Below are 12179 nucleotides of genomic sequence, written 5' to 3'. Positions count from 1 at the left end.
GATTTTAGTCTTTTTATGCTGGCAAATCACTATTTTTAGCTGAGACAAGCTCGTACAATATGATTTTCGCTCAATCTCACCTCGTTTCAGGAAAACCCATGTTTCGATTGTTATCAATCATCGGCGCCACGCTGTTTGCTTTTCAAGTTCAGGCGACAACATTCACCTTACCATCACCAGAAACCCGAATCATCGGCCATAACATGATTCTGGTCAGTCGGCATGAAGATACGTTACTGGATATCGCCAGAACCTTCGATCTGGGCTATCACGATATCGTCTCTGCCAATCCAGATGTTGATCCCTGGTTACCAGGAGAAGGTCAAAGAATAGTCATTCCCAAACGCTATATTCTGCCCGATGCCCCACGCCAGGGGATTGTGGTCAATCTGGCCGAGTTACGGCTTTATTATTATCCCAAGCCTGCGTCGGGTGAAGCGCAACGTGTTGTGACTTTTCCGATAGGTATTGGTAGGGAAGGCTGGCGGACGCCGCTTGGCAGAATGAGTATTATCCAAAAGCGTGAAAATCCGACATGGACACCACCGGCATCCATCCGAGCTGCTTATCTTGAAGAGGGTAAGGTGCTACCCGATGTCGTTCCACCAGGTCCTGACAATCCCTTGGGGGCGCATGCTATCCGACTGTCCAATCCAAGTTATCTGATTCATGGTACCCACCGTCCCTATGGTGTCGGTATGCGTGTCAGTTCAGGCTGTATCCGCCTGTTCCCGGAGGATATTGAGCAGTTGTACCACAAGGTATCTTTGGGCACACAGGTCGAAATTATCTATCAACCTCACAAAGCCGCAATTCATAATGGCCAGTTGTATCTGGAAGCACATAAACCGCTCGATGATATCGATGACAGGCACACTAATAACCTGACACCGATGGTTCAGTCGATTATTAAGGTGCAGGATGATTCCTTGCGAGACGAAGACTGGCCGTTTGTTGAACAAGTAGTCAGAGAGCACCGTGGCCTTGTTAAAGGCCTGCATCAGGATGCTTTACCAATCGTTGAGGATATCTGGTTCTTGCATGCTGGCATGAAAAAAGGCAGTACAGCCAAGTTTAGAGCCGTTCTCGATAAACTCGATTTAGGCTATATGTTCTGGCCAATCAATAACAGAGCGCATGAGGAAATGGTCTTGGGGCCGTTTGAAAGTGAAGCTGAGGCTATACAGGCCGCTGAAAAGATCACCGCAGCAGGTGTGAGAGTCTGGCCGGTGATGTTGTCTGAGGATGCCTTGTAGGCTGTTCTGTGTCGATTGCGTGCCGCCTGTGCGCGGGCGGTACGGATTAAAATCAACATTAAGTGTCAGAATGACGCGCACAAAAAAGCCGGGACATGCCCGGCTTTTTTGTGTCTTGAAGCGCTAAGCTTATTTGCTCATTGCTTTTTCGAACATGCGGTCGATACGTGCACAGCAAGCATCAACAGCGTTTTGAGCACGTTCTGCAGCACGTTGTGCGTTCATTGCAGACAGCTCTGCATCAGTAGCTGAACGTTGCGCAGTATCAGCAGTCGCTTGAGCATTGCGAGCTGCGACCAGAGCACTGTCAGCAGTTGATTGAGCTGCTTCAACAGAAGCTTTCAGGGCTTCCATTTCAGCGGTGTTGGCACAAGCAGTTAACAGTGCCAGTGGCAGAATAACAGCACCCAGTTTAGCTAATGGTTTCATTCGGTTTCTCCTTAAAAGTACCAGTTGTGGTTTCGCATTTCCAATATCAAGCAAATGCAAGCCTGATATGAGGCTAGCAGGAAATAATTATGCTGTCTATTTCGATAAATTGGAACTGCGATCTGTCACAAAAAGTTGTTATAATTCTATCATTAGTTCACGACCGCCCAAGTTGATCGGACATCGATAGGCTTTGGCGGTTCTTTTGTATGTCTTGCTCTGGAAAAATTTATCTATGCATCCCATGCTGAATATTGCCGTTCGCGCGGCACGTCAGGCTGGCAGCCTTATTGTGCGCTCGCTACAGCACGTTGACCACCTGGAAGTCACCACCAAAGGTCGCAACGATTATGTCTCTGATGTTGACCGTCTGGCTGAAAAGGAAATTATCAGCGTTATCAAAAAAGCCTATCCGGATCATGCAATTATGGCCGAGGAATCAGGCAATGCAGGCAACGCTGACACAGTTTGGGTCATAGATCCTCTCGATGGCACCACTAATTTTCTGAACGGTTTTCCGCATTATTGTGTGTCAATTGCAGTTATGGTGCGCGGCCGTGTGGAGCATGCAGTTGTCTTCGACCCGCTCAGAGATGAGCTGTTTACCGCCAGCAAAGGCGAGGGTGCCAAGCTGAATGACAGACGAATTCGGGTAGGTAAACGCAAGGAATTAACTGGCGCATTGCTGGCAACCGGCTTCCCGTTCAAGTATCCGCAACACTTTGATGCCTATATGGGCATGTTTAATGCTTTGTTCCCTAAAGTTTCTGATATCCGTCGTGCAGGCTCTGCTGCGCTCGATTTGGCCTATGTTGCGGCGGGCAGAGTGGATGCTTACTGGGAAATTGGCCTGGAAAAATGGGATCTTGCTGCAGGCTGGTTGCTGGTTGAAGAAGCTGGCGGTACCGTGACAGATTTCAGCGGACGCGATCAAGTGCTCGACAAAGGGCATGTCATTGCCAGTAACTTGCCTTTGCAGTCACAACTACAAGCACTGATTACACCCAACTTAACCGACACACTCAAATAAGCCCGTCTGAAAGGGCCCTTTTAATCCGTCATGCCAGATAGCATGCATTTTTGAATTGATATTTATGACCAATACTGTGAAAGACATTAACAAGCTGCGGAATATCGCAATCATCGCCCATGTTGACCATGGCAAAACCACCCTGGTTGACCAACTGCTGCGTCAGTCAGGCACCTTCAGTGAACACGAAGAACTGCAGGAACGCGTGATGGATTCCAACGATCTCGAACGTGAGCGTGGCATCACCATCCTGTCCAAAAATACCGCAATCCGCTGGAATGACTACCATATCAACATCGTAGACACCCCAGGCCACGCCGATTTTGGCGGTGAGGTGGAGCGTGTGTTGTCGATGGTGGACTCGGTGTTGCTGTTGGTGGACTCATCAGAAGGCCCCATGCCACAGACCCGATTTGTGACGCAAAAAGCACTGGCGCTGGGACTCAAGCCCATTGTCGTCATCAATAAGATAGATAAGCCAAGTGCCCGCGCTGGCTGGGTTTTGGACCAAACCTTTGATTTGTTTGTCAATCTGGATGCTACAGACGAACAACTTGATTTTGATGTGATTTATGCTTCTGGGCTCAATGGTTTTGCCGGACTGGATGAATCAGTGCGTGATGGCGATATGACACCTTTGTTCCAACTGGTTGTCGACAAGGTCAGCCCACCCGATGTGGATGCAGAAGGCCCATTTAGAATGCAGGTTTCTTCACTGGACTATAACAGCTATGTCGGTGTAATCGGCGTAGGGCGTATCGAACGCGGTCGGGTGAAAACTAATACACCAGTGACGGTTGTTGATCGTGAAGGCAACAAACGCAATGGCCGAGTGATGCAAGTGATGGGCTTTATGGGACTGCGTCGTGAAGAAGTTGAATCAGCTCAAGCTGGCGACATTATCGCTTTCACAGGTCTGGATCCTCTGAATATTTCTGACACACTGTGCGATCCCAATGCAGTTGAAGCCTTGCCACCGTTGACGGTTGATGAACCAACAGTGACCATGACTTTCCAGGTGAATAATTCACCTTTTGCCGGCAAGGAAGGCAAATTTGTCACTACCAGACAAATCAAAGAACGTCTCGAACGTGAGTTGATTCACAACGTAGCTCTACGTGTTGAACAACTTCCGGAAGATCCGGATAAATTCCGAGTATCTGGTCGTGGTGAGCTCCACTTGTCGGTGTTGATTGAAAACATGCGCCGGGAAGGCTTTGAGCTGGGTGTTTCACGTCCAGAAGTTATCATCCGCGATGTTGATGGACACAAGGAAGAGCCTTTCGAAGCGGTCACCGTAGATGTTGAAGACACACATCAAGGCACCATCATGGAAAAAATGGGTGAACGTGGCGCTGAGTTACGCAATATGGCACCAGACGGCAAGGGACGCGTCAGACTCGACTTCATCATTCCGTCACGTGGCCTTATAGGTTTCAGAACCGAGTTTCTGACTGCCACTCAGGGAACAGGTCTGATTTATAGTGTTTTTGATCATTATGCCCCGATGAAGCCGGGCAGCTTTGGCAAACGTATCAATGGTGTGTTGATCGCCAATGGCGTCGGCAAGGCCGTTGCTTTTGCGATTTTCAACCTTCAGGAGCGTGGCCGGATGTTTATCGGTCATGGTGATGAAGTCTATGAAGGCATGATCATCGGTATTCACTCAAGAGACAACGACCTGGTAGTCAACCCGCTTAAAGGCAAGCAATTAACCAACGTTCGTGCCTCCGGAACAGACGATGCGGTGACGCTGGTACCGCCAATCCGGATGAGTCTGGAGCAAGCGCTTGAATTTATCGGTGATGATGAATTACTTGAGGTCACCCCTAAATCATTGCGGTTGCGGAAAAAATTATTGCTGGAGCACGAGCGCAAGCGCGCTTCACGCGGCTAGTGGCTGACTGTAGTTAAGAGAAAAGGGTATCCTGTTACGGATACCCTTTTTTTTGAGGTTACCCATGCGAATTTTGTTACTGCTCATTCTTGGTTTGCTGCTGTATCTGGTGTTTGTGAATCTGTTTCGCCGTAAACCTTCGACAGATTTGCCTGCCAAAGCTGAGAGAATGGTGCGCTGTGAACATTGCGGCTTGCATTTGCCTGAACATGAGGCAATTTCGCAGGACAAACATTACTTCTGCTGTACTGAACACCTGGAGTTGGCGCGTAAGTCCAAATAGGCGACGACTCTGTCGGTGAATATGGTGTCTGAGAATACGGTTGATCCCACCTCCTGGCGGGCCTTACTGATATTTTCCTATTACCGGTTATTTCTTGCGGCAACGCTGTTTGCCGTTTTTTATTTCAATCTGCCGCCGGACTTTCTCGGTTCGCTCGATCCCGCTGCGTACGCTACGGTCAGTCAGATATATCTTCTGGCAGGACTTGCGCTGACAGCGCTTACCCACCTGCGCTGGAATAACTTCGTTTCACTGACCACGCTTCAGTTATTGTTCGATATTGTCTTGTTAACACTGCTGATTCATACCAGTGGTGGACTACAATCCGGACTAGGTTCACTAATGGTGGTTGTGGTGATTGCCGGCGGGACATTGATTCCCGGACGCCTGGCGGTATTTACCGCAGCGATTGCAACACTGGCGGTGCTGTTTGAAGCCAGTTACACCCAGATTGCAGGCGAAGGCGTTACTCGTTACAGTCAGGCAGGCATGCTTGGCGCGACATTTTTTGCAACCACGCTGCTGGCGCAGGTGTTGTCGAAAAAGATGCAGCGTACACAGTTGATAGCCGAGGAACGGGCGCGCGATGTCAGCAAACTGGCAATGCTGAATCAGCACATCATCAGTCGAATGCAAACCGGGGTGCTGGTGGTCGATGCTCAGGGCCGAATCAGCATGTTCAATCAATCAGCCGGACAGTTGTTGGGCATCGGGCAATCTCAATTGTTTAATGCACTTGCTGATGCTGTTCCTGCACTGGCAATACAGTTCTCGCAGTGGCTCAATCATCAACCACAGGCATTTGAGCCATTTCAAGCCAGACCAGAGTTGCCGGAGGTACTCGCAAGAGCCACTCGATTGGACAGTGGTGAGAGCCTGATTTACCTCGATAATACTTCCGCGATGGCGCAACAGGCGCAGCAATTGAAGCTTGCCTCATTGGGTCGTCTTTCTGCCAGCATTGCCCATGAAATCCGCAATCCGTTGGGTGCCATCAGTCATGCAGGAGAGTTGTTGAACGAACTTGATGCTGAAAATCCCCAAACACAAAAACTGACAGCCATCATTCAGCGACACAGCGCGCGTGTTAACAGTATTATTGAGACCATCTTGCAAATGAGCCGTCGGAAATCAGTAGAGCCCAGTGTGGTGGTTTTGTTGCCGTGGCTGGAAAAACTGGTGGCCGAGTTCTCCGAGATTAACCGGCTTTCCAATGAGCAGATTCAGCTCGAAACAGAAGTGCCACTGGCCAGAGTCTGGATTGATGAGGCCCAATTACAACAGGTGATTTACAATCTGTTGGAAAATGCACTGCACTATGCGCGTAAAAACGAAGCCGGGCCGATGATAGCCATTAAAGTGGCTGCTGACGATGATGAAGTGAAACTGGATATCTCGGATAATGGCCCCGGCGTATCCGCAGAAGCCGCCGAGCATTTGTTTGAACCTTTTTATTCACAAAGAACCGGAGGCACCGGCTTGGGACTCTATCTGGCCAAAGAGTTATGTCAGGCCAACGGTGCTCGACTGACCTACCTGGGTGAAGAGGGGACCTGTTGTTTTCGTATCAGTTTTCCGATGCATGCAAGAGAATATATTGAATGAATCCGCAAGCACTGGTTGTAGACGACGAACCTGACATTCTTGAGTTGCTGACCATGACGCTGGAAGGTATGTCAGTCGACTGTGTGACCGCTGAGAATCTGGCACAGGCACATCAGGCACTGAGTCAGCAGCAATTCGATCTGTGTTTTACGGATATGCGGCTTCCCGATGGCAGTGGTCTGGATCTGGTTAAATCCATTCAGCAATCAACACCTGAGCTGCCAGTGGCCGTGATTACTGCACATGGCAGTATGGATCTGGCAGTGCAGGCACTCAAACTGGGCGCTTTTGATTTTGTTTCCAAACCGGTCAAGCTGCGGGTTCTCAGAGAGTTGGTAGAAGCTGCTTTGAAGCTGTCTCCAGACAAGCCTCAGCCGAGTGAACGACGTTCGCGGGATCGACTGTTGGGAGACACGGAAACCATGCGTAATTTGCGTGGCAAAGTCAGCAAGCTGGCGAGAAGTCAGGCACCTGTCTACATCACTGGCGAATCTGGCACAGGTAAAGAGCTGGTCGCGCGCTTGATACATGATTTAGGGGCTCGTGCATCAGGTCCGTTTGTGCCTATTAACTGCGGTGCCATTCCTGCTGAGCTGGTCGAAAGTGAATTGTTTGGTCACAAGAAGGGCTCATTTACTGGTGCGGTGGCCGACAAAACCGGCTTGTTTCAGCAAGCAAATGGCGGCACCTTGTTTTTGGATGAAGTGGCTGACTTGCCGATGATTATGCAGGTCAAGCTGCTGCGAGCGATTCAGGAAAAAACCATCCGCCCAGTCGGTGGGCAGGAAGAGCTTCATGTCGATGTGCGGATCCTGTCAGCGACACATAAAGACCTGGCGCAATGTGTCAGACAGGGCAATTTCCGTGAAGATTTGTTTTATCGACTCAATGTGATTCAGCTCAAGGTGCCAGCTTTGCGCGAGCGTCGTGCGGATATTCCGATGCTGGTCTCGCACATTCTGCAGCAGTTGGCTCAAAAAAACCGAACATCTGTGGCGACCATTCATCCGGCGGCGATGCAGGCGCTGATGAATTATCCCTTTCCCGGTAATGTCAGGGAGCTGGAAAATACCCTGGAGCGTGCCATGACCTGGGCTGATGGTGGTGAAATTCAGGAAACGGATCTGATGTTGCCGGAGGGCCGGGAATTGCCGGTCGCTTCAGAGCAGCACTCACTGCCAGCGCACAAAGAGGCTTCCGCTGCAGACTTTTCTGCCACTGTGGTTGATAACCTCGATGCGCATCTTGAGTTACAGGAAAAGCAGCTTATTCAACAAGCACTGGAGAATAATCGCTGGAATAGAACGGCCACAGCCAAACAGCTGGGCATCAGCTTTCGTGCTCTGCGTTATAAACTCAAAAAACTCGGACTGGATTAGTCCGGCCAGTCACTGCCCATACCGCAATCAAGCCTCATCGTCTGCAATCAGCGACCAGATGTCGCTGATTACTTCGCCATCTGCAGTAAAAACCGACTGACCAATGGCGCTGAGCTTGAAGCTGACCAGCAGTACATCACCATCCGCTTGTTTTGCATGGTTCACAATGTGGCCAAGTACTTCCTGATTGGCGTCTACAACTTCATCGCCTGCGTTCAGGTTTGCTGAAGTGTTGTTGAGCCTGCACAGGAACATCCGACGACTGGGTTTACCGAGGTAATGCAGTCTGGCGACAACCTCCTGCCCCGGATAACAGCCTTTCTTGAAACTGACGCCGCCCATGACTTCAAAGTTGATTTGTTGCGGTGTGAACTGTTCTCGCGTTGCGGCGTAGACCACTGGAACTCCTTGTTGCAGTAGATCCACCGAGAATTGTTCAGTGCCTGCATTAAGCCAGTTATCGGCTTCAAGCTCCTTTAGCTGTGCTGCGTGTTGAGCAGTTTCAGACAACATCAGGCTTGAGTTATTTTGCCATGGCAGGGGAATGCCAGTACCCGTTGAGTCAGCTCGCAGATAGGTCGTTTGATATTGCTGGCTGCAATCTTCGACCGTAACTTTGCTGCGTAATTTGAACATGCTGAGCCGCTGTGTAATAAAACTTGCCTGATCTTCAGGCAGTAACAACAGATACTCATCCTGCTGGCGAATCAGCAGAAAACTGGCCAGTAATCGACCTTTGGGATTACAAAATCCATTAAGTTGGCACTGCCCATTAGTCAACTGCATCACATCATTGGTCAGCAGATTTTGCAGGAATTGAGCCGCATCTGCCCCCGAGACTTTCACCAGGCCAGCGCCAAGTTCGCAATAATAAGGTGTGGTCAAAGTTGCTTCGGGATGAGCAGAGTTCAAGGGGTGCCATTGGCTGTTGTTCATGGTGACAATTGTCCTTCTCAGATCAGGCGGCTATTGTACCCTGAGCATTCAATAACTCACAGGAGCCTGACCATGGAAGGTCAACAAAGCCAAAGCGTGCAGCTGTCGATGCAGCGCTCGCAGTATCTGGCCGTCTACTTATCATTGGTGCATCTACTGGCATTTGTGACAATTGCTTTGACTGGGATTGCCTGGTTATCGGTCATTGCGCTGGCTGTTTTGCCGTTGAGCTTGATTTGGTATCTGAAGCGGTTTTATTTTTCGGCCGACGAGACACAATTACGTCTGCTGGCAGAGCAAAACTGGCAGTTGTTAAGAGGCGGGTCGCTGATAGCAGACAAGCTGTTATTGAAACGTAGCTATCAAAGTCGGTTTTTGCTGATCCTGTATTTCAAGGACAGCGACCGACGACGCAATATCAATCTGCTTATTCCATGTGATGCGGTGGCTGAAGCTGATTATCGGCTGTTGAGGCGACGCTTGCGTGATTCAAAAATCTACCTTGACTGAGCTTCAGATTTTCCCGGAAATGATAGTGTCTGCGGGTGGTTTTTTTTCATCAGACTCCGGAAAGTCCAGTGTGTAATGCAGGCCTCGGCTTTCTTTGCGTTGAAGTGCGCTATCAATAATCAATTGGGCCACATCTGCCAGGTTTCTCAGTTCCAGCAGATCAGCATTGATGTGGTGCTGGCTGTAGTACTCATGTATTTCCTGCTTCAACAATGTCAGACGTTGTCGGGCACGATTCAAGCGTTCGGTGCTTCTGACAATGCCAACGTAATCCCACATAAACCGCCGTAACTCATCCCAGTTGTGGCTGATCGCAATGGCTTCCTTGGCCGGCTCAACCCGGCTGGCATCCCAATCAGGAATGGGGGTTGAGTATTGATAAGGCGCTTGTTGACGAATATCGCTGGCAGCGGCGCTGGCAAATACCAGACATTCCAATAATGAGTTACTGGCCATTCGATTGGCGCCGTGCAAGCCTGTGTGTGCTGTTTCACCAATGGCATATAGCCCGGCGATATCTGTGCGACCATTCAGATCGGTGACGATGCCACCGCAGGTGTAGTGTGCGGCAGGCACAACCGGTATCGGTACTTGACTGATATCGATGCCAAATGACAGACAGCGCTGATAAATAGTCGGAAAGTGAGTTTCGATGAATTCCTGTGATTGATGGCTAATATCAAGATAGACGCAATCATGACCGAGCCGTTTCATCTCGTGGTCGATGGCTCGCGCCACTATGTCTCTGGGCGCAAGTTCTGCTTGTGGGTGATAACGGGGCATAAATTCAGTCCCGTCGGCCAGTTTTAGTTTGGCTCCCTCACCGCGTAAGGCCTCGCTGATCAGAAAAGATTTGGCCAGTGGATGGTACAGGCAGGTGGGGTGAAACTGGATGAATTCCATGTTGGCGATTCGGCAACCGGCACGCCAGCCCATGGCGATCCCATCACCCGTTGAAACATCCGGATTGCTTGTATAAAGATAAACTTTGCCGGCGCCGCCAGTTGCCAACACGGTGGTCTTGGCTGTGAAGGTTTTAACAGTATCATTCTTGATATCCAGCACGTAGCAGCCGAGACAGTGATTTTCAGATTCGCCCAGATGTTTTTGGCTGGTAATCAGATCGATACCAATGTGAAAAGGAAACATGTGAATGTTGGGATGTTGCTGGGCTTTTGCCAATAACGTGGTTTCGACTTCACGACCGGTTGCATCCGCAGAATGAATAATGCGTCGGTGACTGTGACCACCTTCCTGGCTCAAATGATAGGTTTCTGAGGTCACACCATCGCGGGTAAAAGAGACGCCTTGCTCAATCAGCCATTCGATATTTTCCCGTGCATGCTCAACAGTAAAACGCACTGCGGTGGGGTTGCACAGGCCTGCACCTGCTCTTAATGTGTCGTCGATATGTGATTGAATTGAATCAGTTTTGTCCAGGACAACCGAGATTCCTCCCTGTGCATACAGTGACGCACCTTCGTCGAGTTGCTGCTTGGACAGCACAGCGACTTGACAGCTGTCTGCCATCTTCAAAGCTAGCGTCAAACCGGCAGTGCCGCTGCCCAGAATCAGCAGATCAAAGTCATTAGTTGTGGTCATACACTCAGTCAGAGGTAGAATAGCAATGCAGTTATTTTGCACCTTAACTGGAACAAAGAGAAATGTTACAGGTCAATCAGACAATCAAAAATAACAAGCTCCGGCAAACCGGGGTGTGTCGGATAAAAGAATGAGTGTCGATCAAGAACTGGTAGAGCGTGTACAGGCAGGCGACAAAAAGGCGTTTGATTTGTTGATCATGAAATATCAACAGCGAATCATCCATGTCATCACAGGGTTTGTTCATGACCCTGTCGAAGCCATGGATGTTGCCCAGGAAGCCTTCATCAAAGCATACCGTGCTTTGCCGGGATTCAGAGGGGATAGCGCCTTCTACACCTGGTTGTATCGAATCGCGATCAACACCTCCAAAAACCACCTGACAGCGGCATCCAGACGGCCCCCGGTCACTGATGTCGATGCCATGGATGCAACTATTTATTACGATGCACCGGAATTGAAGGAATTTGAGACCCCTGAAAACAGTCTCATGAGTGTGGAGCTGGAGCAGGCGATTCATGAAGCCATCGAATCGTTGCCGGACGATACAGCGACAGCAATCAAATTGCGCGAGTTTGAGGGCATGAGCTATGAGGAAATCGCGCAAGCAATGGATTGTCCGATAGGCACTGTGCGTTCACGAATCTTTAGGGCTCGTGAGGCGATTGATAAACAAGTAAAAGCAGTAATGGGTGAAGAGGATTAACAATGACAGTCAATCACGATGAAATGCTATCCGCATTGGTCGATGGACAACTCTCTGGCAAGGATCTCGAACAAGCAATCACATTGGTCACTACCGATGAACATGCCAGAGCGCGATTTATGCGCTACCAGCATGCCAGTGATTTACTGCATGGTTATTCCCGTGCCGGCAGTATTGATGTGATGGCTTTTAATCAACGTTTGACGGCAGCAATTGCTGAAGAACCTGAACATAGCCAATCAGTGCAAAGCTCAGTCAAGGCGAAAGTCTTGCGTTTTCCTGCACTGCTCAACAAACAAGTGGCTGGGTTGGCAATGGCTGCCTCGGTGGGTGCACTTGCCGTTGCCGGTGTGATGAATATTCAAAACGAACAAACGGGTGTGACCACGCTTGCCGAGCAAACTGCACCGGTCACAGGCAACCGCTGGACGGTTGCCGAGCAGGAAGTTGAAGATCGTCTGAATACCTATCTCGTTGACCACAATGAATATGCCGGAACTTCGGGCGTGTTCTCTTATGGTCGGGTTGTTTCCTACGGTACTSTGA

At 49.7% G+C, this 12179-nt stretch carries 12 protein-coding genes; 9 read left to right on the top strand and 3 right to left on the bottom strand.

All coding sequences use genetic code 11. The features are described 5' to 3' along the window. The first annotated feature begins 98 nt into the window (after positions 1–98). Positions 99–1256 (top strand): L,D-transpeptidase family protein, encoded by a 1158-nt coding sequence (locus MPL1_RS04305; protein WP_009725905.1) that lies wholly within the window; start codon positions 99–101, stop codon positions 1254–1256. 129 nt (positions 1257–1385) lie between these two features. On the opposite strand, the gene MPL1_RS04300 is transcribed toward MPL1_RS04305, so the two are convergent. Beyond that, the gene (locus tag MPL1_RS04300; protein WP_009725904.1) at positions 1386–1685 is read right to left on the bottom strand and encodes an Lpp/OprI family alanine-zipper lipoprotein; all 300 of its coding nucleotides are present in this window, start codon (positions 1683–1685) and stop codon (positions 1386–1388) included. A 235-nt stretch (positions 1686–1920) separates the two neighbouring features. On the opposite strand from MPL1_RS04300, the gene suhB reads away from it, so the two are divergent. From suhB to MPL1_RS04275, 5 genes are all read left to right on the top strand, one after another. Next, on the top strand, positions 1921–2715 hold the full coding sequence (gene suhB, locus MPL1_RS04295; protein ID WP_009725903.1) for an inositol-1-monophosphatase: 795 nt from the start codon (positions 1921–1923) through the stop codon (positions 2713–2715). 64 nt (positions 2716–2779) lie between these two features. After that, positions 2780–4612: a translational GTPase TypA gene (gene typA / locus MPL1_RS04290; RefSeq protein ID WP_040576873.1), complete on the top strand. Its 1833-nt coding sequence runs from the start codon at positions 2780–2782 to the stop codon at positions 4610–4612. A gap of 64 nt (positions 4613–4676) precedes the next feature. Further along, the gene (locus MPL1_RS04285; RefSeq protein WP_009725901.1) at positions 4677–4895 is read left to right on the top strand and encodes a PP0621 family protein; all 219 of its coding nucleotides are present in this window, start codon (positions 4677–4679) and stop codon (positions 4893–4895) included. Between the two features lie 21 nt (positions 4896–4916). After that, positions 4917–6500 (top strand): sensor histidine kinase, encoded by a 1584-nt coding sequence (locus MPL1_RS04280; RefSeq protein ID WP_009725900.1) that lies wholly within the window; start codon positions 4917–4919, stop codon positions 6498–6500. Continuing rightward, on the top strand, positions 6497–7879 hold the full coding sequence (locus tag MPL1_RS04275) for a sigma-54-dependent transcriptional regulator (RefSeq protein WP_009725899.1): 1383 nt from the start codon (positions 6497–6499) through the stop codon (positions 7877–7879). Before MPL1_RS04280 ends, MPL1_RS04275 begins: the two co-directional genes overlap by 4 nt. 27 nt (positions 7880–7906) lie before the next feature. On the opposite strand, the gene ygfZ is transcribed toward MPL1_RS04275, so the two are convergent. After that, a complete protein-coding gene (ygfZ, locus tag MPL1_RS04270) occupies positions 7907–8815 on the bottom strand; it encodes a CAF17-like 4Fe-4S cluster assembly/insertion protein YgfZ (protein WP_009725898.1) in 909 nt (302 codons plus the stop codon). A gap of 72 nt (positions 8816–8887) precedes the next feature. Between ygfZ and MPL1_RS04265 the strand changes: the two genes are divergently transcribed. Further along, complete coding sequence (locus tag MPL1_RS04265; protein ID WP_009725897.1) at positions 8888–9325, top strand: protein YgfX; 438 nt, start codon at positions 8888–8890, stop codon at positions 9323–9325. Between the two features lie 3 nt (positions 9326–9328). Here MPL1_RS04265 and nadB read toward each other — a convergent pair whose 3' ends face one another. Then, the gene (gene nadB / locus MPL1_RS04260) at positions 9329–10927 is read right to left on the bottom strand and encodes an L-aspartate oxidase (RefSeq protein ID WP_009725896.1); all 1599 of its coding nucleotides are present in this window, start codon (positions 10925–10927) and stop codon (positions 9329–9331) included. A gap of 130 nt (positions 10928–11057) precedes the next feature. On the opposite strand from nadB, the gene rpoE reads away from it, so the two are divergent. Together rpoE and MPL1_RS04250 are read left to right on the top strand one after the other, a co-directional pair. Next, a complete protein-coding gene (gene rpoE, locus MPL1_RS04255) occupies positions 11058–11633 on the top strand; it encodes an RNA polymerase sigma factor RpoE (RefSeq protein WP_009725895.1) in 576 nt (191 codons plus the stop codon). Between the two features lie 2 nt (positions 11634–11635). Next, on the top strand, positions 11636–12179 hold a 544-nt coding region (locus MPL1_RS04250), incomplete at its 3' end, for a sigma-E factor negative regulatory protein (protein WP_009725894.1).

Source organism: Methylophaga lonarensis MPL (genome assembly GCF_000349205.1).
Lineage (GTDB): Bacteria > Pseudomonadota > Gammaproteobacteria > Nitrosococcales > Methylophagaceae > Methylophaga > Methylophaga lonarensis.
This window is presented reverse-complemented; position numbering and strand designations above follow the sequence as displayed.

What these genes read in the sequence shown, in the direction of transcription:
- MPL1_RS04265 (WP_009725897.1), top strand. Translation starts at nt 8,888, where the DNA reads ATGGAAGGTCAACAAAGCCAAAGCGTGCAGCTGTCGATGCAGCGCTCG.
- MPL1_RS04280 (WP_009725900.1), top strand. Translation starts at nt 4,917, where the DNA reads ATGGTGTCTGAGAATACGGTTGATCCCACCTCCTGGCGGGCCTTACTG.
- MPL1_RS04275 (WP_009725899.1), top strand. Translation starts at nt 6,497, where the DNA reads ATGAATCCGCAAGCACTGGTTGTAGACGACGAACCTGACATTCTTGAG.
- nadB (WP_009725896.1), bottom strand. Translation starts at nt 10,927, where the DNA reads ATGACCACAACTAATGACTTTGATCTGCTGATTCTGGGCAGCGGCACT.
- MPL1_RS04305 (WP_009725905.1), top strand. Translation starts at nt 99, where the DNA reads ATGTTTCGATTGTTATCAATCATCGGCGCCACGCTGTTTGCTTTTCAA.
- MPL1_RS04300 (WP_009725904.1), bottom strand. Translation starts at nt 1,685, where the DNA reads ATGAAACCATTAGCTAAACTGGGTGCTGTTATTCTGCCACTGGCACTG.
- MPL1_RS04285 (WP_009725901.1), top strand. Translation starts at nt 4,677, where the DNA reads ATGCGAATTTTGTTACTGCTCATTCTTGGTTTGCTGCTGTATCTGGTG.
- rpoE (WP_009725895.1), top strand. Translation starts at nt 11,058, where the DNA reads ATGAGTGTCGATCAAGAACTGGTAGAGCGTGTACAGGCAGGCGACAAA.
- ygfZ (WP_009725898.1), bottom strand. Translation starts at nt 8,815, where the DNA reads ATGAACAACAGCCAATGGCACCCCTTGAACTCTGCTCATCCCGAAGCA.
- suhB (WP_009725903.1), top strand. Translation starts at nt 1,921, where the DNA reads ATGCATCCCATGCTGAATATTGCCGTTCGCGCGGCACGTCAGGCTGGC.
- typA (WP_040576873.1), top strand. Translation starts at nt 2,780, where the DNA reads ATGACCAATACTGTGAAAGACATTAACAAGCTGCGGAATATCGCAATC.